At 44.3% G+C, this 20,768-nt stretch carries 13 protein-coding genes and 1 pseudogene; 7 read left to right on the top strand and 7 right to left on the bottom strand.

Features of this window, described 5'->3' with window-relative positions:
• The first annotated feature begins 380 nt into the window (after positions 1 to 380).
• Positions 381 to 836 (top strand): hypothetical protein, encoded by a 456-nt coding sequence (locus AB8S08_RS00600; RefSeq protein WP_369743047.1) that lies wholly within the window; start codon positions 381 to 383, stop codon positions 834 to 836.
• 19 nt (positions 837 to 855) lie between these two features.
• Here AB8S08_RS00600 and AB8S08_RS00595 read toward each other — a convergent pair.
• A protein-coding gene (locus tag AB8S08_RS00595; protein ID WP_369742905.1) for an IS3 family transposase occupies positions 856 to 1,943 on the bottom strand; the annotation gives its coding sequence in 2 pieces (ribosomal slippage) (positions 856 to 1,682 and positions 1,682 to 1,943; 1,089 coding nt in all).
• Between the two features lie 209 nt (positions 1,944 to 2,152).
• Between AB8S08_RS00595 and AB8S08_RS00590 the strand changes: the two genes are divergently transcribed.
• A complete protein-coding gene (locus AB8S08_RS00590; protein ID WP_369743046.1) occupies positions 2,153 to 2,623 on the top strand; it encodes a DUF6363 domain-containing protein in 471 nt (156 codons plus the stop codon).
• Here the strand turns inward: AB8S08_RS00590 and AB8S08_RS00585 are convergent.
• The 4 genes and pseudogenes from AB8S08_RS00585 to AB8S08_RS00570 form a co-directional block, all read right to left on the bottom strand.
• On the bottom strand, positions 2,584 to 2,928 hold the full coding sequence (locus AB8S08_RS00585; protein ID WP_369743045.1) for a TraR/DksA family transcriptional regulator: 345 nt from the start codon (positions 2,926 to 2,928) through the stop codon (positions 2,584 to 2,586). The genes AB8S08_RS00590 and AB8S08_RS00585 overlap by 40 nt on opposite strands.
• Before the next feature lie 111 nt (positions 2,929 to 3,039).
• Positions 3,040 to 3,135 (bottom strand): annotated as a pseudogene (locus AB8S08_RS00580) (hypothetical protein); the annotation flags it as partial.
• A 54-nt stretch (positions 3,136 to 3,189) separates the two neighbouring features.
• Positions 3,190 to 3,831 carry a hypothetical protein gene (locus AB8S08_RS00575; protein ID WP_369743044.1) on the bottom strand — a complete coding sequence of 214 codons (642 nt, stop codon included), beginning with the start codon at positions 3,829 to 3,831 and terminating at the stop codon, positions 3,190 to 3,192.
• Positions 3,815 to 5,194: an AAA family ATPase gene (locus AB8S08_RS00570; protein WP_369743043.1), complete on the bottom strand. Its 1,380-nt coding sequence runs from the start codon at positions 5,192 to 5,194 to the stop codon at positions 3,815 to 3,817. Before AB8S08_RS00570 ends, AB8S08_RS00575 begins: the two co-directional genes overlap by 17 nt.
• A gap of 443 nt (positions 5,195 to 5,637) precedes the next feature.
• On the opposite strand from AB8S08_RS00570, the gene AB8S08_RS00565 reads away from it, so the two are divergent.
• Both AB8S08_RS00565 and AB8S08_RS00560 read left to right on the top strand, forming a co-directional pair.
• Positions 5,638 to 12,075, top strand: a complete 6,438-nt coding sequence (locus AB8S08_RS00565; protein ID WP_369743042.1) for a hypothetical protein — start codon at positions 5,638 to 5,640, stop codon at positions 12,073 to 12,075.
• A gap of 122 nt (positions 12,076 to 12,197) precedes the next feature.
• Positions 12,198 to 13,049 carry a hypothetical protein gene (locus AB8S08_RS00560; protein ID WP_369743041.1) on the top strand — a complete coding sequence of 284 codons (852 nt, stop codon included), beginning with the start codon at positions 12,198 to 12,200 and terminating at the stop codon, positions 13,047 to 13,049.
• Positions 13,050 to 13,681: 632 nt separating this feature from the next.
• Here the strand turns inward: AB8S08_RS00560 and AB8S08_RS00555 are convergent.
• Both AB8S08_RS00555 and AB8S08_RS00550 read right to left on the bottom strand, forming a co-directional pair.
• Positions 13,682 to 14,644 carry a HindVP family restriction endonuclease gene (locus AB8S08_RS00555; protein ID WP_369743040.1) on the bottom strand — a complete coding sequence of 321 codons (963 nt, stop codon included), beginning with the start codon at positions 14,642 to 14,644 and terminating at the stop codon, positions 13,682 to 13,684.
• An 80-nt stretch (positions 14,645 to 14,724) separates the two neighbouring features.
• Positions 14,725 to 14,910: a hypothetical protein gene (locus tag AB8S08_RS00550; protein ID WP_110076837.1), complete on the bottom strand. Its 186-nt coding sequence runs from the start codon at positions 14,908 to 14,910 to the stop codon at positions 14,725 to 14,727.
• A 211-nt stretch (positions 14,911 to 15,121) separates the two neighbouring features.
• Between AB8S08_RS00550 and AB8S08_RS00545 the strand changes: the two genes are divergently transcribed.
• Genes AB8S08_RS00545 through AB8S08_RS00535 form a run of 3 tightly spaced genes read left to right on the top strand, consistent with a single transcriptional unit; the run spans position 15,122 to position 20,730 of the window.
• Positions 15,122 to 16,372, top strand: a complete 1,251-nt coding sequence (locus tag AB8S08_RS00545) for a TolC family protein (protein ID WP_369743039.1) — start codon at positions 15,122 to 15,124, stop codon at positions 16,370 to 16,372.
• A gap of 3 nt (positions 16,373 to 16,375) precedes the next feature.
• On the top strand, positions 16,376 to 17,521 hold the full coding sequence (locus AB8S08_RS00540) for an efflux RND transporter periplasmic adaptor subunit (protein ID WP_058577379.1): 1,146 nt from the start codon (positions 16,376 to 16,378) through the stop codon (positions 17,519 to 17,521).
• 11 nt (positions 17,522 to 17,532) lie between these two features.
• Entirely contained in the window at positions 17,533 to 20,730 is a 3,198-nt protein-coding gene (locus tag AB8S08_RS00535; protein ID WP_369743038.1) for an efflux RND transporter permease subunit, read from the top strand.
• The last annotated feature ends 38 nt before the right edge of the window (positions 20,731 to 20,768 follow it).

Below are 20,768 nucleotides of genomic sequence, written 5' to 3'. Positions count from 1 at the left end.
GACTTTCTGCAACTTACTAACAATATTAGCGACTTTGTATTACCCTAGATTAAATCTCTCGATATCGATCATTGATATAGGAAAAACATAATCATGCGAAAACAAGGTTTACGAGAAAGAACTGTCGTCACGGACATTCTCTGCGATATCTGCAATAAAAGCGTGATCTCTGATTTTCATAAGAAAGTTACTACCAACTTCGACGATTTTGAAGAGTATGCTCAATTGGTCGCTCGATTTGGGTACGGTTCGAAACGTGATTCTGAAAGGTTTAACTTTGATTTCTGTGAATCGTGCTTTGATAAAATATTAGTCAAAATTGACGAACTTAAAGAGTCTAATAACTAGAGTATCGATAACCAGCGTGAAACGAGAGACTCATGAAGAAAGAATTCTCAGGCTACATTCTTAGTTTTATTAGTATATTAGTAGGCGTTATTGTTTCGTGGCATTTCTACGATAAGAGTCAACAGTATAGGAATCCTATCTATGCCGTTGATGATTATCCGAGAACAGTTTTGGATTTTAATGATGGTGATAGAGATCTTCCGTTAAAAGTGATTTCGAATACAGGCGAACCCATTCATGAGGATATCTACATTGCGACACACTATTTTTGGAACGCGGGACAAAAACCAATTCTCGATACAGATATACTCGAGCCGTTTAGAATACGCTTCAATCCTAAAGAAGTCACAATACTAGACGTTAGTATTTCTAAATCGAGTCGTCCCGTCGTTTCCTGTGAAATCACACAAATTGACAGCTCAACTTTCCAGGTTGCGTATCGAATTATGGAAAACAATGACGGATGTGCTGTAATCCCCCCATTTTAAGCAGCAGTTATTCGTAGAATTAATGAACCGCTTGCGTTAATTGTTTGGGCGGAATGCCTCCGATGGCCGTGTTAGGCCGTTCGTTGTTATAAAGCCAAAGCCACTGAGTGGCAAGTTCTTGTGCATGTTCGACGCTGTCAAACAGGTGTAAATCGAGCCATTCATGTCGTACTGTTCGATTAAATCGTTCAACATAGGCATTCTGAGTTGGTTTACCTGGTTGGATATAGAGCATCGTAATTTGATGCTTTTCAGCCCAACTGATGAGCTCACCCGAAAGGTATTCAGGGCCATTGTCGCAGCGAATAGCCGCAGGTTTTCCTCGCCATTCAATCACTTGCTCTAAGGCGCGAATGACTCGAGCACTTGGCAGCGACAGATCGACTTCAATGGTTAACCCTTCGCGGTTGTAATCGTCAATAACATTAAATGTTCGCAGTGAACGGCCGTCGGCTAAGCTGTCGGACATAAAGTCCATCGACCAGACTTGATTCATTGCGGTTGGCACGCTTAAAGCGTCCGGTTTATCGCGTCGCAGACGACGTTTGGGTTTAATTCGTAAGTTCAGCTCTAGCTCTCGATAAATGCGGTAAACGCGCTTGTGGTTCCATGGAAACCCTTTCACGTTACGCAAGTGCAAGAAACACAAACCAAAACCCCATCGCTTCTGCGTAGTGGTTAAGCGTAGCAACCAATCAGCAATCACAGCGTTTTCATCGCTGAGTTTGCTTTGATAGTGGTAACAGCTCATGCTAATGCCCATGCAAATACAGGCAAAACGAACACTAATACCATGACGTTGAATGGCAGCTTGCGCCATCTCTTTGCGCTGAGATGGCTTTACAGCTTTCCCTCAAGGGCTTCCTTGCGGATCTCAGCTTTGAGTCGCTCTTCGGCATACATTTTCTTGAGGCGCTTATTTTCGTCCTCAAGCTCTTTAAGACGCTTCATCATCGATGCGTCCATGCCGCCAAATTTGGCGCGCCATTTATAAAATTGAGCAGAGCTCATGCCGTGTTCACGGCAAAGCTCTGGAACAGGTACACCGTTCTCGTTTTGTTTCAGAATCGCTAAGATCTGACTGTCTGTGTATCGTGATTTGCGCATAGAAAACTCCTTCGTTTTAGTTTAACGGAATTTTCTACTTATAACTGCTCCGATTTTTCGGGGGGATTACACAGTGGCTGTGGAGACAGTCGTTTGATGATGTCTGGCTAGACTTTTCCTGCTATGAGCAAGCCGATGTGCCACTTTATGTGGTGACGACTAGTATTCTGTCTGGCAGGGCGCACTATCTTCGTCTTACGAAAGAAAATATGCACGACGTATTTCCGGCGTCTTGTGCTATTCCGCTTGCTTACCGTGACTTTCCCACCGTGAATGGCGAACCGATGACAGATGGTGGGATAGCAGATTCAATTCCGGTGAAAAAAGCCTATGAAATGGGCGCCAAAGAAATAACCGTCATACTATCCAGATCGCTTGGTTATGAGAAAAAGCGCGCTCGGGTTACTGGCCTAATGAAGCGATTATTTAAAGACCATCCCAAGCTACAGAGCGCCTTACTAACCAGGAACGCTCAATATAACGAAGCACTTCAGTTTATTAAACAACCGCCCGCTGACTGTAAAGTCAATGTGATTGCGCCACCGGTTAACTTTAAAGTCGGTCGTTTTACGCGTAACCCAGTTCGTTTAGAACAAGGCTACGAATCAGGGGTTATGTCAGGAGAGTATTTCATTACGAACTACTCGTCAGACTCCATACAGTCAATACAGCGTGTCTGAGTCGGGTCAAACTCTAGACGTTTTATACCGATGTCGTCACCACATATAAAACATTCGCCGAACTCGCCAGACTCAATTCGGCGCAACGTGCCTTCAATTTTTTGGAGGTGAACTTTGCGGCGTCGCGCCTGCTCCTGATACATCTGTTGCTGTTGCATCGCGTCCATGCGTGATAAGCGACCAATACTCTGCTGATCTAGTTTAACCGGCTTCGTGTTGTCTTTATTGGCTTCTTCACTTTCCAGCAACTGCTGTTTTTGTTCCTCCAGTTGCTTCTTAAAAGCTTTTCTCTGGTTCGCGTCCATAATTCACTCTACTTTAAGTTTGCTCTCGCTCTGGCTTTCTGTCTTGCGTTTGCTCATCGTAAAACTCCTTTGCTGTAATTTAAAGAAATTCTACGAGTGAGCTGTATTAACTTATGGGATAGTTACACTCTTAACTGCGGCAATCCTTTGACACACTTCCGGAATGCTTAGCGCTTCTTGTAAATAATTATCGTCTATCCACAAGCAATACCGATGATTGCTAAAGCCCGATGTGTTGTGATGAGTTCGGTGTTATCACTATTAGCCTAGCCATTGCTTTAGTATGTTTACAACGACAGGAGCAAACGCCTCTAATTTGCCATTTTGAGGAGTAGAAATATCATCTACCACCATTTCTAGAAGATCATCATCTTCTAAACCATCCTCCGCGTCCACTCCATTTGCCATTAATAAAACATGTACCAACTGCTTTCTCTGTTCAATTAAAGCGCGGTTATTTGCTAATTGATCACCGAGATTCAAAATTTGAATTGCATCTGTAGCTCTTTCAGTTAAGCCGACAACTTGACCACTTAATTTAAATTTAAGTTCAGATTCGCACTCAGGCATCAAAGGAGTCAAAGGTAATACTTTTGATTTATGGGCTAAACCACATTGTCGAGGCGTGTTGCAACTTACTATTAAATTATCAAAGTCTAAGGTTCTATTTGGGTTTGTTGCTTGAGCTTCAACATGCTCATTGTGACAATCATTATTCCCACTGATGGATTTACAACAATAACCACACAGATAAAACTGTTCTCTCAAAGCCTCGTTTCGTATGTCTTGACGAACTACAGCTCCTCCATTTTTCAAATCCGAGTATAGCTTTCCGCGATTGCCTCGCTTCCACGCCTTTAAACTATTAGGTTCAAAATTGTCTCGTTTAGTTATCCTTCTCAACTTTGAGTTTCCTTTTACGCAGCAACAATTTCGCTTTTGATAGTTCTACATTACCTGCAGGTAATTCCGCTTCTAACTCTTTAAGTAGTACGTTAGCAGATTCTAATTTTGAATCATGGATAGCATCGAGCAATTCGTTTAATTTGGCTTGTACACTCTTGTTTCGTATATCGGTATCCATAATTTCTAAAAGGACCGTGTTTGCATCTTGCCCATATAGAGGTGGCAGCCTTTCAACTCCCCCTTCACCAATAACATAAACAAGAACATCTCGACTATCACTAATAACCAACGGAGAGTGCGTCGTTAATACAAATTGGCAATTGGGAAAAGTTGAACTTAATTGATTTATCAGTGAACGCTGCCATTTGGGATGTAGGTGCATATCCACCTCATCAATTAGAACAATACCATCACCCTTCAATGGATTTTCTAATCCTGGATTCATCACGGCAAGTCGTCTAGCGATATCGCCTATCAAGGCCATTAGTGACTTTTCGCCCTGGGACAGTTGAGCCACGTCAAGTTCAGCGCCTCCCTTATTTATAGACATATGAAGCCTAGGTTTTCGGCGGACTTTCAAATTTGAAAACTCTGGCATAAACTTGTAAATTGCTGAACGCACAGCGCTAAGCTGTCTATCTTTACTTGAAGCTTTGAGGTTGCTAAGTTTCTGCCATGTCTCGATATCGTTACCGAGCAATTTCTGGAGCTCTTCTAGCATGTTATCGGAGAGGCCGCTCTCGTTTTCAGTATCTTCTCGCTCCCTGAACCACTCGAAAAACCTCCTGAAATCAACACCTTGCCTTAGTGAATTATCATATCCATCGAGCTGCAAAAAGGAATGTTTTCCTTTTATTTTTAAAGGTATATCGATTACGACACGTTCTACGGAATAAAACGCAAAAAGAGGTAAAGAAGCTTTTTCATCTTGAGATATAAGATTTCTGTAGTAATCGGCTAGCATTGATGCGTATGTAAGCTCACTTTTGTGTTCACCTTTTCTTCCTTTCTTACTTTTCGCCACACGCCACTCAAAGAAGTTTTCATGATAAGCCTCTAAGTCAGAATTCTGCTCTTGCCCAACCAAATGGTTAAACACCAAAACATCAATAGCGGCAGATGTTGAATCATTATTTATTACAAGCTCTGGAATTGGGCTTCCTTGACCAGTCTCACTTCGAATACGTGAAACTAGCCAACTTAGAGAGGTAGCTAGAGCTTTAAGGACAGAGGTCTTCCCTGAGCCATTGTTGCCCACTAATACCGTGACATTACTGTTTCGATTTCCAAGAGGCGCTAAAGGAACCTCTAGCTCTCTGAAACGACCGATGTTTTGTAAAGTGACTTTCTTAACTTCCATTAAGACTTCACTCCTTTGATTAGATTGATGCTTTTCACTACTGTAACCCTGCTCTCTCAGGTTAACAATAAGTGAATCACTACTACTCAACAAGACTTCAAGGCCTCTTAAGATTGAACTTTGAAGATTCCAGCAGCTGAAAGCTGTTAATAATATGCATCTAGCACCCATTGACTTTTTATCCACCAAGAGTGAATACTGGATTTTTCATAGAATTAAAAACTAAATTGATAGTTGGGCTTGTCGCCTTGCGGCAAATAATCATATATGCCTCATGGATAAAGCTGTCTTTAACTGGTGCTAAAATCACGTTCAACCATTTGATATAAACTATGATTATTGTATGAGTTAAACATACTCAATCATTAACAAGCTTACGTTCTGGCTCACTTTCTAGTTCTAGAAATTGTAAAACTAACTAATTCAGGAGAGTTATTGTCTGCATGAGTCAATCTGCAAGAAATGTGGACAACGTTAGAGTATCTCGTGCCGGACACACCTTTCACGAACGGTGGACTGCGCGGCGAGCGCTCCAACTTGTGATTCCACAGGACGATCTTTTTGCGATTGTTATTGAAGGCCTTTCTCCAAGAGAACGAATAGATTTTGGTCAAGAGGCAGCGGATATTGCCGACCTCACACTGTTTTACGGACACGGTGACACTTTCGAAAGCTGCAGAATTCAGGAAATTATTCAGTTTAAATACAAAGCGAATAGAGAACCTGTCACTTCATCATACCTTAAGAAAACTCTAAAAAAATTTGCTGCGACACTTCGAGAACTTAGACACAGTGTTTCGGAAGAAACAATCTTAAAGAAACTATCTTTTGCTTTCGTTACTAATGCAAAGTTTTCAGACGATCTTTGGGAGGCTATTGCTTGTGTATTATCCAGCAGCCAGCCAAAAACCAAGAGTGCGAAAAAGCAACTTGAATATCTGAATGCTTGGTGCAACGAAGAGAACATAGAAGCTCGAGCGCTATTTCCTCTTATCGAGTTTCGTGCATCGACACAAGATTTGCCCGCGCATAATAGAGCATTACGCAGATTAATTAGCGACTGGTCTGTTGGCTCATCCGGTCTAGCAGCGAAGAGACTACACTCCTTGGTAGAGCTTGTACGCGAGAGAGCACAAATTGAGGGGCAGAACAACAATTCCATCAGACGCGAAGATGTTCTAGATGCATTAGAATGTGATGAGGAGCAATTATTTCCTGCTGATACGCGTTTTGTTGATGTCGGTGACGTCATTGAACGAGTCGCTCTTAACAATATCAAGAACGAAATCAAAATAAACAATCTTCCGATTTTTCTTTATGCTGACGGTGGTGTCGGGAAAACCGTTTTCATCCAAAGCCTCGCCACACACATGCTAGATTCATTTGAAGTTGTTGTTTTCGATTGCTTCGGCGGCGGCGCATATCGCTCCGAAGCTCAGGCACGTCACCTACCGAAAGTTGGTTTGTTGCAGATTATCAACGAATTATCGACGCGCGGACTTTGCGATCCGCTACTTCCAACTGACAGCGATCAATACGGGTTAATCGACGCTGCTCGTAAGCGCCTCAAACAGGCGAGCGAGACCATCCAAAAGCAGTCAACAATGCAAGGCATACTGATTGTATTAGATGCTGCTGACAATGCTCAATTAGAAGCTGATGCAAGGGGTGAAGTTGCTTTTCCTAAGCTCTTGCTTGCTTCGCTTAGCAGTGAGCCTATCGATGGCGTGAGGCTCTTACTTACTGGACGTCCAGAACATAATAGAATGGATAGTGTGATTGGAACAAGCAAAGTAAAGCGTATCAAGCTTGAACCATTCTCCGTGGAAGAGGTGCAGAGATTTATTGAGACACGACGAGCACACATAACTAATGTCGAATTCTCAACTATACTTTCACGTTCAAAGGGAAATGCCCGAGTCCTCCAATACTTAGTGGAGAGTTGGGATACTAACGTGTCGGGTAATGCGCCTCAATCCGAAGTTTCCGTAAATGAGCTGATCGCTGAAAGATGCCAGAAAATATTATCTGACCTATATATAGCAGGTTGGAATGAAAGTGAAGTTCGCATATTCTTTGCAGCGCTAGGGCTTCTTCCACCACCTATCCCGCTGACTGAGTTGGCAAGGGCGTTAGATTGGTCAGACTCCCAAGTTAATAGCGCCGCGTCCGATCTTGCGCCAATGCTTGAACTCGTCAAGCACGGTGTAATTTTTCGTGATGAACCCACCGAGACCTACATCAAAGAGCATTTCGCATACGAGGTTTCTGCACAGCAGTCCATCGCCCAAAGGCTTCAGGAACAGCAAAGAAATTCAATTTACGCTGCTGAAGCCCTACCCCATTTCCTTGTTGTAATTGGCGATAGCGACAGAGCATATAAGCTTGCTGGATCAGACGAGTTTCCCAGTGAAATTCCATCCGAACATGAACGTCGAAGGCTGCACCTCGCGAGGCTTTATGCTGCATTCTTGCTTGCAACACGCAGTCAAGATATGGATCGCATTCTTAGCCTGTCGATGCAACTCTCCCAAGTGTCCTCGGCAAATGCAAGAGGCGACGAGTTCATTGGTAAATCTCCTGGGTTGGCAACGATTCTTGGAGGCTCAGATGTAACCCGCCGCTTATTTAATGATCGATCAGGTTGGCGCGGTGCACGTGACTCGCGTCTCATAGTCGCCTTTTGTTTTTCTGATGAACTTAACGAAGCGCGGATCCATCATCATCGGGCCATTGGTTGGATCAATTGGTATCTCCGCTCGGATAATGAGACCAAATCAATAGAACGCTCTGGCCCAGAAGCGGTTGACATCGCTGCTGTAATGTTTTTAAACGTGTTAGAGAATGACTTTTCGTCATTTAATCGTAATATCCAGATGTGGCATGACAATTTTGCACTCTCAGTCATAAGCGAGTTAATTTCCCTCTGTGCGCAGCACCAAGCAGCGAATGGAAGTGAAGCTTTGCAGACCCTGACGGCATTCTCAAAGTCGAAAAAGTGTCTGTCTCTTACGTTGCAACTCGGCCTGCTATCAAGGAATTATGGCCTTGCGAAAAGTCAAATCCGTGATATTACACGAGCAACATGTACACTATCTCAGCGATACAAAAAGAAGCTGACAGAAGATTATCTAGACTACGAAATGAGAATGCAGAGTACAATCGCAGGTGCAGCGATAGGATCCCTCCTTATGCATTCAAATCAGTCGGCTAAGAAACTACTTAGGTTATATCGTCACCATCGACCATCGAGTTACGATTATCATGACCCGCATCGTATGAAAAGGGTATGGGTACCTATTCTAACTGCTTGCATCAAAGCGTGGTCATCGGGCGAACGGCTATCTTTTCACTACCTAATTCCCAAAGAAGTGAAAACTGGGCGAAAGACGAAATTGATAGCATCCGAAGCTGACCTAAGGGTATTCCTCGATAGCCTCATAGTTACGAGAAATCATAGTCCAACACGAAAGGGACGCAAATTTAAAAAACACAAGCAATTCTCCCCATATGAACAGGAAGATATTTTAAAGGGCACAGCCTGCATTCTTCGGTTGGTCAATCCAATTGAAGCTCAGCTTCTGTCGAAAACTGCACTCTCGAACGATGTTTTTGCTGCTTTTTTGGCTGTCTGGAAATCAGAGTTGAGACCGAATGTCGATTGGCAGTCTGATAAAGGCTTAGACAATATTGTGCGACATGTTGGCATAGGGTTTGCCAAAATATTGCTTCATCACTGTGAATCAATCGAAATGAGTGAAGCGAAAGAGTTGATAAACATTACTGAAGAAAACAAATTCTCGGTAGGTGACAAGCTAGCTTTACTAAGTCATATCGCCAGGCGCGCTAACCTGAACGAGCTCGCGGGGGAGTATGCAGCTAAAATTTCCCAATATATAGTTAAAGATGATTACATCGAGCAACGAAGCGATGCCTATCGAGAGCTGGCTGAGGCTCTTATTCCGATGAGTATTGACGAAGCGCAAATGTACTATTCCGAAGGTTTGGCTCAACTTGATCAGATGGGTGGAAGTGACTATGACCTGATCTACTCAGTTTTGAATTATGCAGCCGAACAGCCAGGAGGGTTCGTTAAACCCGAGCTTTCACACCGGTTAATGAACCTATGCCAAATCATCTTCCAAGATGAGCCGTCAAAATTCGGATGGACGCTATTTGCGCGAGCCTCTGCTGCCTCAATTGGCCTTCCGGCATTATATAAACTGATACGATGGAATGACCAAGATATTGTAGACTATTCTTACGCCCTTCCGCAGCTCGTATGCTACCTCGCAAAGGCGGGTCACCTTGACCCTCGTCGTGCTTCGGTACTACTGACAATTTGCAAGGACCATGGCTGGCATCAATGGCAAGTCGGCGATGGATTGCTCGATATACTCTCTGTTGCTGATCACAGTGATAAAGCATCGATATTTTCTCTTATCACAGAAAAGTTGGAGAACGAACATTGTTATGGTGGATGGGAAGGGCTTTGGAAAAGCCTTCTTAAATGTCTTGATAAATATGAAAATATTAGCAAAGAGGGGACTTACCATCGTATCCAAAATCATCTCGACGAAGCAATCGGACGGCGAAAGGTTGAGACAGCCGAACATAATATTGAAACGCCAATCATCCAGTACAGCACCAAAACAACAAATAAAATACAAGATGAGCTTGCTCGAGAAAAAGCTCTAGCCAACATTGTAACTAATTACTCTTTCACATCCACATCTTCATTCGATGAGGCAATTCAGCAACTCCAGCATTTTACTAAACCCTCATTTGGAAATACTAATCGGTTGCTAGAAGAACTAATAAAAGCTTGTCCGTATAACGAACGAGTCAAGTTTCTCGAGTCAATTTGCGAATCCACTGAGTTAGAGCTTGATCGCATACTCGATCTTTTAATTGAATGTGTCGGAACTTGGAGCAATAGTTCGGCGCACCTATCAAACAGCTTAACCAAGCTCATCAACAAGCTCTTTTCGTTCAAAGGCTCCCAATTATTCGGACTCAGCTATTCAAGTGTCTCTAGACAAATTTATCGTTTATCTGAACTATGTGGTGATTCGAAATTTGTATTGAAGACTGTTTTGGATACAGTTGCTAAAGAGCGGCTTGAGCCTTCGGGTGAGGAATGGCTTCAAATAGCCTCGAGCTTATCTTGTCATACAAAACCGGCAACTGCGGTAAAAGCACTTGAGGAATTGCTATCAAGTTCAGCTGCACAAGTTGGGGACGAGATCGGAGAGGGCTTATATAGGCCTGAATTTGCTGCTAACTTCAATGAAGGACAAGTTTTCTCAGATATAGTTTGGCATCTACTTGGTGACAGTGACGCTTATATCCGTTGGAGCGTTGCGAGAAGTCTAAAGGGAATACTTGACGTTGGATTAACTGAGGATATTGAACGGTTACTTGATTTATTTGATACTGAAGAAAACTTGTCATTGGCTTCTGAGAATCAGTATTTCTCTTTTATGAATGCTCAACAATGGTTATTAATGGGGTTGTCACGGGCGGCTCTTCATCATGGGGAAAAACTGAGACCATTAAAGGATCGAATCCTAGAGTTAGCAAAGCGACCAGAAATACATGTTCTGAACAAACTTCATTTAACAAGATGTTTAAGTCACATTGGTGAAACCAAATCAGATAATCGTGAGCTTGCTCAGTTATGGTTGGAAATTGACGTGCCCCCTCATGGTATTACTAAAAATGACGGAATACCTAGCCATCAAGACCGAAAGTACGATTTCGATTTTGATTATGAATTCACTAAATACAAGATTTCGAACCTTGGAAGTTTATTTGGAACTTCAAAAAATGTGGCGAACGACTTAGTTGCTAAAGAAATATTAAAACGTTGGCCGCAAGCGAACAATATGTCCTACTTTCCTGGAAAACCTCGCTATCGTGTTGACGATAGGTTCGAAACGTATCGAGAACACATTCAAAGGCATGCTCGACTTCATGCCGCTACTACGATGGTAAAGATAATGCCTGTCGTGCAACGAAGTTACGACTGGGAGGAACATGATCCGTGGAAAGAGTTTCTGAAGATAGAAGATGTTTCATTTGAAGATGGCTCATGGCTGTCAGATCACAAGGATCGGGTTCCCAAGGAAGCAAGACTGAAACTACTTCGGAAAAGTGAAGGGAGCCAACAAGCGCTCTTGGATACAGAGACTCTATTCTCGATGATTGGCTTTTCTAAAATCACCGAAGACCATTTCCTTCCTATCTGCGGAAGTTGGAAATCACCGGATGGCGTTTACATAAATATCTCTGCTGCAATAATCAAAACCCGCGGAGCCGTAGGCCAGTGCGCGAGTTTCTCCAAATCGCCCGATCATGAACTGTGGTTACCCCGCTTTAGCTCCAACGGGCGAAGTGATCCAATGAGTAAGAGAGACTCAATCACCCCTCTGATCTGGGAACCAGAACCATATCCGGTTGGCATTGATGAGAACGACGAATGGGCCACGCGGTATGCATTAGCTCGCCCCAGATTGGGGGCGACGATAAGTAGGTTACTAAAGTTAACTCCTAGTAACGATGAGCGTTTTTGGTACGATAATATGGGAGAGCTTGTTTTGAAAAGCGGGGTATGGGGTGGATGGAGATACAGTTCTAGTAATCGAGAGCGCAGAGTTCAAGATGACGGGACCATTCTATGGGCCAAATACGACAGACTCGACCAACTTCTCAAATCAAGCAAACGAAGCTTAATCTTCACTATTCAGTTTACAAAGACCAATTCCGATTATAATTACGACAATTCTTCGGGGATCAGAGAAATCTATATTGGCTTGAAAAGGGTTGGCGAGCCACCCCGCTTTTGGTTTGCAAAAAAGGCTTCTAAAATAGGGTGTTAGTCTATAAACCTGGTTTTATATCGGCTTCATTAGGTAAACTATGTAGAGAAATTAGGAGTTACCGGATCTTCCACTGCGTTCCAAAATAGCTAAAATGCACCCGTCGGTTTTTGGGAGGAGTCTTGGATAGAACACCAGTCTACTTAGATAGTAACGTCATCATTGATATGGCTGATGGGCGTGAAAATGAGCTCCTTGGTTTGGTCATGAGGAGCATCTACTTCGGTCCGTACTGCTATCCATATTCTGCAGAGCAAATTTCTGAAATTACAGACAATGAAAGGCAAGCCAGAAACAAATCTAGGCTGATGCTGTTATCTGACATAAGCCGTAATGTTTATTTTGAACACAGCATCAATAGCCTTCAATTTCGTACTGAGCCTACTACTAACGTCTTTGAAACGATTAATAAGATGCCATTGACTCAAAGTTGGGAGGCAGATCTAGCTAACTTTATTTCTTTTGAGCAACAGCTGAAGGCTAGAACCTCTTATGGCCTATCAACTGATGATTTAAATAATATATCCGCTGAAGAGGCAATTTCTAAGATTAACTCGGCGATTTCAGAATACGAGTATGGGATAAAGCCGGGACAGATAGAGCCTCCGAGATCGCTAGACGATCTTATGGCGTACACAGAACACAATATGCGAGAGCACTTCACTCCTATCTGGGATTTCTTGGGTGCAGACGTAGAGTCTCAGCTTCGAAACGGTAAATTAGTTAGTTTATTTTCGTTGCTCGACTCGTTCGGTTTCTGGAGTGATTCAAAAAAGATCTACAAAAAAGGATCTCGGCTAGCTGATAGTCGTCATGCCTTTAATGGCTCTTATTTTAAGTGTGTCGTATCAAGAGATAAGCGGTTTCTGAACAAATCAGAGGCGGCGTATAAGTTTTTTGAAATTACTACGGAGTGTTTCCACACCGATAATTTCAAATCGCATTTAGATGATTTGATGTCGAAACTCAGTTAACAGAACTAGACTCGGCGATATATTTTTCGCTTCATTTACGAACCTGTAATCCCCTCATTTATTTAGTATCTATTCGTAGAAGTAACGAATGAATTTACTAAAAACTTTTAGGTCTTTGATGCTTACATTCAAGGTAAACTTAGTTACGTGATACTATAATTCAGTCATTTAAGGTGGAATTTTTTCCACCTAAAAACTCAGACTTTTCCGGAGATTCAGAATTTTTTGTCGCGAGGCAAAGGTCAAAAATTGAAATTTCAGAGTCGGTATCCTGTGACCAATTTTGTCATTAAACGGTCTCAAAAGTGTCGATTTCGACGCAAAACAGAAAGTCAAAACACCGTTTAATCCCGTGCTACGCCTAGCTTTAACGATTTATCACCGAACCCGTGACTGCCCTCCGGAGGCAGAGGTCACAGGTTCGACTCCTGTCGGGTGCGCCATAATTCTATAGCCTGACATTGATAGCAAGTACTAACTTTGAGGCTTTTGTGCCGATTCTGTGCCAAAATTGTGACTTGTTAAGGTTTTGCCTCCAAGTTTCATGACCTTCGCACAACATTCTTGCTCTTAATCAATTTAGGAAGCAAATTCTGTCGTTTTCTCTTAAGCATAAACAACAATATTCAATTTTAAGCATCGTCTTTAAATAATTCCTGTGCTGTATAATACAAGCTTTGATCAAAACGACGTTCTGGACTTAACTCTTTGTGCCCGCCATTCATAATCACATTTGTGATGCTAGATAATTTCATAATTGGATTATAACGTCGAGGATGATTCATAAATCTACGAGTCATTTTACCATTCAGAGCAAATTCTTTGTCAGTCTGCAGGTTGAAAGCCATTTGAGTATAAATATTATGAATATTTACCTTATCTGTTTGTGTTAGTTCGTAAAGAATCCTTGCAAGCCTTAGCGTTGATCTATAAAGCCTTGTAACTTTCCCCACATCTCGCTCTCTTGATGCGCAATCAATAAAGGTACGGCAAATAGCAAAGTCGCTCCAAACAAAAATATCATATGCATTACCCTTATCAATAATCGGTGACTTACCCAATGTCTTCCATATTGGATGTAATAAAAAAGGTTTTTGGTAGTCTTTAAACTCTGTAAATATTTTATTTAAACACCCAATGATTTCCTCCCTTTTACTCAACATTTCAACAGTATTATCCCAATGTTGAATTGTCGAACAGGTAGGCTCTAAGATTTCCTTTAGTCTCGCTCTAAATGGTTTTATCGAATCAAAAATACCTAGCGCGGCGTAAGAAGTACTTGCAGGTCTAATCACCAACTCGGTACCCCAGTCAGACTCTCTGTCGTTTGCAGTGGTATCGTCCGGAATAACTGTAAGCTTAACTTCCAAGGCTCGAATAAATGAGTCACCGAGTTTTAGTACGAGATCAATTCCTTTAATGTCTGTCCTTGAATATTCTTGGTAAGGCTCGAATTTTGACTCGAATAAAAAACTCAATTCATTATTTGCCACATCGGTACCAAATATAAAATCAAAACCTTCTTCTCGCGCTTCTACCTGAAGCTCTTGATTCGTGCATAGGTATACAGCAGAAGTATTTGTGTGAATCGCCACTAGTTGAGAACTATTTTTAATTAATGTATCCTTAAGCTGCTTATTTAGAACTGTAGGTAATGATGCTTAGACTCGGATTTTTAATACTGGTGCTTGTTGCTGTTCTGACTCAAATCAGTCAGGCGGTTGCTGATGTGCATCAATCTCACCAGTCCTCTTCTGAGCAACACCTCAATTTTGAGCATGACGAATCCCACATCGATAAGCGCAATCTCCCTAAAAGTGGAGAAATCAGCTTTGACTACCATCACTGCTGTCACTGCCATGGCTCATTTCATTTATATGCCATGGAGACTGAAAAAACTCTCGCGTTACCACGAATGGGCACAATACGTCCTGGGTATACTGAGTTTTACACTAACCCTCTATCATCTCCGCTGTTCCGGCCTCCCATCTCCTCATAACTGCCTAATAAGCTGCTATAGCAGCGCAAAAAAATCATTATTTTACGCAGTAATATGACTGAGGAGTCTATCTATGGGTCCGTTTTCGACACATAGCAAACGCTTGTTTATTGCCGTAAGTCTGGCAATAAGTTCAAGCTACGCCAATGCACAGCAGTTGCCCGAGCAATGGCAAAAAACTGTGCAGCAACACCCCAGTGTTGAAGCCGCTCAACAGCAGGCTGAAGCGCTGATCCAACAGGGCAAACAATTAAATCAGCCTTTGTACAACCCTAGCTTATCGTCACGCTTAGAGCGTGAGGGTGACATCAATAATTACACTGTTGGCCTAAGCCAAACGCTGGACTGGAGCACTCGCAATGAAGCAAGAGCCAGTCAGAGTGACGCCATGACGGCTATGGCAGTGAGTATTTATCGCCAGTCGGCGACATCGCATGCTAAAACTCTGTTGAATGCCTATGTGCAATGGCTGGATGCAAAACAGCGTTACGCACTGGCCGAGCAACAAGAGAAAATCGTTAAACAGGCGATAAGCTTGGTTGCCGAACGACGTAAAGCCGGTGACTTAGGTGCCGTCGACGAACAACTGACGGTACTCGCACTAAGTCGGCAACTGCAACAAACGGCAGCGGCTTATCAACAACTGCAATCCGCTGAAGCAGAGTTAAACGCTCTGCTAACAACGTCTGATGTCGGTCAACTCTCCATTAATGAGGAGCTATTTAACGTTGAACCTGCGTTAACGGCTCGTTGGCAACAACACCCAGCGTTAAAAGCCGCTTACCTGCAATGGCAATTAAAGCGCGCGGATGTCGACTGGAAACGCTCGTTAACCACCGCCAACCCAACCGTAGGCGTCGAAGCGGGCGAGAGCGATAACGAAACAGTGGTTGGCTTATCATTCAGTATTCCACTACAGATTCGCAATAACTACAGCGATGCAGTACGCGCAGCCAATAGCGAAGCTGTTGCTGAAGAAAAGCGTCTGATTGCACTAAGGCAACAATGGCAAGCAGCACTGAAATCATCTCTTAACAATTATCGCTTTGTGAAAAAACAGTGGCAAAGCTGGCAAAAAGACTTTCAATCTCGGCAGGATGAGTCGATGCAGGTGATTGAACAGTCCTGGCTCGCCGGTGACCTATCCACCACAGACTACCTCACCGCTGTGCAACAGCAGCTCGATAGCCAATTTGCAGGGATAGCGCTGCAAACACAATATCGGTTGGCCGCCATTGAATGGTTGTACCGTTCGGGCGAACTCAGTAAAGCGCTGACGTTATCGCCGTTAAGCCAGCAAACAAACGCAGAGATTGGAGAGTAAACGATGTCAGTAAAACCTTTATACGCAGCAATAGCACTTGCGCTGAGCTTTTCGGTTATGGCGCAGGATGAACACGGACACGACGAAAAAGAAGATACCCACAAGGAAGAAGGCAAACACGAGCAAGGTGAACATAAGGAAAGCTCAGGCGTGGAGCTATCCAGCAAGCAGCTATCCATGGCAGATATCACCACGCGAACCTTGCAAACTCAAGTCATTGAATATCCGGTTTATGCCCCGGGCGAGGTGGTTGCTAACGACTTTAATAGCTATATCGTGAGTCCGCGCATCGATTCGACCGTTCTCAAACGTTTTGTCAGTATTGGCGATCACGTCGAAAAAGGTGAGCCACTGGCAACCCTCTTCAGCGCCACCATGGCGGAGGCGCAAAGTCAGTATTTGGTCACACTTAACGAGTGGCAACGCGTGCAGTCACTCGGCGAGTCAACGGTGGGTGAAAAACGCTTTGTCGAAGCGAAAAACGCCTTTACCTCAGCGCAAGCGCAACTCAAAGCATTTGGTATGTCAGCCAGCGACATTAAGCGTTTAAGTAAAGCTAACTACCCTATCGGCGAATACCAACTGACCTCAGAAATTGGCGGGATTGTGGTTAGCGATAACTTCAAGCAAGGCCAGCAAGTTAATGCCGGTAATCACTTGGTTGAAGTGCTGCAAGAAGAAACCTTGTGGGTTAATGCTCGTCTACCAGGCTCAGCTGACCTTAGTGTGCAGTTTGGTGATCCTGTTACAGTGAGTGTCGACAATCAGCGCTTTGCGGCAAAAGTCATTCAGGAAGGCCACACAATAGACCATAAAACCCGCACCCGAACGGTACGACTTGCGGTAAATAACGAAAAGGACCAATTACACCCTGGTTTATTTGCGGATGTTTATTTCTCAGTCAAGTCGGATGGACCGGTGCTTGCAGTTAAGGACTCAGCCTTAATGCGGGCCCCTGATGGTGACTGGCAGATATTCATTGAGCACGAACCCGGAAAGTTTGAACCGAAGAAAGTCGAATTGGTTGATGAAAAGGGTCCGTGGAAAGTTATTCGAGGCGTTAAGGAAGGCACAAAATACGTAGACAACGGCGCGTTTTTCGTTCGCTCACAAATCGCTAAAGGCGGTTTTGACCCACATAACCACTAACAGGAGGTTGTATGTTTCAGCGCATTATTCAGTTTGCTGTCGCCAATCGCCTGTTATTGGTATTGGCTTTATTCAGCATCAGCATTGCGTCATTTTTTATTATTCCCAAACTTAATCTGGATGCCTTTCCCGATGTTACCAACGTTCAGGTAACGGTAAATACGGAAGCACCCGGATTAGCAGCGACCGAAGTCGAGCAGTTGATTACCTATCCGATAGAGTCGGTGATGTATGCCCTGCCCGACGTCAAAGAAGTTCGGTCAATCTCAAAAACAGGTTTATCGGGCATTACGGTAGTATTTGACGAGAGTGTCGATATCTACTTTGCCCGGCAACTGGTGTTTGAACGACTGCAGGCGGCAAAGGAATTAATACCCGAAGGCGTAGGTACACCCGAAATGGGTCCTAACTCTTCCGGCCTCGGCCAGGTTTATCAGTATCTGCTACTTGCCGAACCGGGCTCCGGTGTCAGCAGTATGGAGCTACGCAGTCTAAACGACTATGTGGTTAAACTGCTATTGATGCCCGTTGAGGGAATTACCGAAGTCTTGTCCTTTGGCGGCGAAGTTAAACAGTATCAGGTTAATCTTAACCCCGCTAAGCTGTTGTCTTACGACCTTACCCAGCAAGACGTCATGAGCGCGGTCAACAAGAATAACGGTAACGTTGGTGGTTGGTATATGCCCCGCGGTCAGGAGCAGTTGGTTATTCGCGGCACCGGCTGGCTGGAAAGCGGTAAAAAAGGTCTACAGCAGATACAACAAATACCGCTCAAAACCGTTGACGGCGTTTCCGTAACACTGGGCCAGGTTGCCGACGTCGAAATCGGCAGTGAAATTCGCCAGGGAGCGGTCTCAATGTCGCGTAAAGTCGACGGCGAGGTCAACCAGCTGGGCGAAGTGGTGTCGGGTATTGTGCTCAAACGCATGGGCTCGAATACCAAAGCCACCATCGACGGTATTAAAAAGCGCATTCCGCTTATTCAGCAAGCATTACCCGAGGGTGTCACCTTTGAGCCGTATTATGATCAGACCGATTTAATACAAAAAGCCGTATCTACGGTCGCGTATTCACTGCTCATTGCCTTTGTCTTTATTATCGCAGTATTAGCACTGTTTTTGCTCAACATACGCGCTACTTTTTTAGTGTTACTGTCCATTCCCGTTTCTATCGCCATTGCCCTGATGGTAATGTCCGCGATGGGCATGTCAGCTAACCTGATGTCGCTGGGCGGGATTGCTGTTGCCATTGGTATGCTGGTCGACGGCTCCGTGGTGATGGTTGAAAACATCTTTAAGCACTTAAGTCGTCCGGATAGTGAACACCAAGACGACGCCGAGCAACGCACAGAGCACCGCGACCCAGATCCTCAGGCAGCCAAACTCGATAGCCATGGTATCAAGCTGCGAGTTAAGGAAGCGGCGAACGAAGTGGCACGACCGGTATTCTTTGCCGCCATGATTATCTTGGTGGTCTTTATGCCACTGTTTAGTTTTCAGGGTGTTGAAGCTAAATTATTTGAGCCCATGGCGATCAGTATTATGTTGGCCATTATCTCCGCGGTTTTTGTGGCCATTATGGTTGTCCCGGCATTAGCCAGTTACTTTTTCAGTCGGGGTATTAAGCCTCGTGAAAATAAACTGCTTAAACCACTAGATAATGGTTATAAAAGACTATTATCGGTGGCGTTACGCAGTAAAAAGGCTGTTATTACCCTGGCCGGTGTGCTGTTTGTCGGCGCTTTGGTGTTAGTGCCTCGTCTCGGCACAGAATTTGCGCCCGAATTGGAAGAAGGCACGATTAATATTCGCGTGACATTAGCCCCCTCCTCTAACCTTGAAACGGCCTTAGAGGTGGCTCCGAAGCTTGAAAAAATCCTGATGTCGTTCCCGGAAACCACCTACGCACTCAGCCGCATTGGACGAGCTGAAGTGGGTGGTGATCCAGAGCCTATCAGCAACATCGAGATATACGTGGGTCTCAAGCCGCAGTCTGAATGGACAACAGCATCGGATCGCTACGCCTTACAAGAAAAAATGGAGGCAAAACTCGATGCTCACCCAGGCTTGTTGTTTAATTTTTCACAACCTATCGCAACACGGGTTGATGAACTGCTCTCAGGTGTAAAATCGCAGCTAGCCATCAAACTATTTGGACCCGAGCTTGACGTGTTGGCCCGTAAAGGCCAGGAAATAGAAAGTGCCGTCAAGCAAGTTGACGGGGCCGTTGCAGTAGCGATGGAGCAAATAAAAGGTGAAGCACAACTCGTGGTTTCGCCGAAACGCCAACAACTCTCACGCTACGGCTTAAATGTCTCCGATGTACTGAGCGTTGTCGACAATGGCTTGGGTGGCGCTTCGGCAGGCCAGATCATTCGCGGTAATGAGCGCTATGATATTTACGTGCGGCTGGCCAAGCAATTCCGCGATACGCCGGAGTCTATTCGTTCGTTACGCCTGTTAACTCCCTCAGGGGCCTGGGTAACCTTAGGCGAAGTCGCCCACGTCGCAATTGAATCAGGACCACCGCAAATCCGTCGTGATGACGTACAGCGTCGCGTTGTGATTCAATCGAACGTTCAGGGTCGTGACATGGGTAGCGTGGTTGCCGATATTAGGAAGGCAATTGACGAAAAGGTGGATTTACCCACCGGTTACTCAGTCGATATTGGTGGCCAGTTCGAAAGTCAACAACGAGCACAGGAGCGCTTGTCCATTGTCGTTCCCATATCGCTGGCACTCATCGCCCTGCTGCTTTATTTTGCTTTCGGCACCATGGGTCAAGCCATGTTGATTTTGGTGAATGTACCGTTGGCAGTCATCGGTGGTATTGTGGCACTCTATGTGTCAGGACAGTACTTATCGGTGCCCAGCGCCGTGGGTTTCATCACACTGTTTGGTGTGGCGGTACTAAACGGTGTGGTTCTGGTCGAAAGTATAAACCAGAGAATAACCGATGGGCATGCAGTTAATGATGCCGTGTTTGATGGCGCATGGTCGCGACTACGCCCGGTATTAATGACGGCAATAACCTCAGCGTTAGGACTCATTCCCATGCTGTTTGCAACCGGCGCAGGCGCTGAAATTCAGCGTCCACTGGCCACCGTCATTGTTGGCGGCTTGGTGTCTGCGACATTGCTAACACTGGTTATCTTACCCGTGCTCTATCCTTGGTTTTCGAAACAAAAGGTTAATGATTTGAGTCGTTAGGGTTCAATAGCACTTAAAGGGGCGGTTATTGCCGCCCC

It is taken from the genome of Pseudidiomarina sp. PP-1MA (assembly GCF_041200125.1).
Classification (GTDB): domain Bacteria; phylum Pseudomonadota; class Gammaproteobacteria; order Enterobacterales; family Alteromonadaceae; genus Pseudidiomarina; species Pseudidiomarina fusca.
Note: the sequence above shows the minus strand (reverse complement) of the source record. Positions and strands in the feature narration are given on the sequence as shown.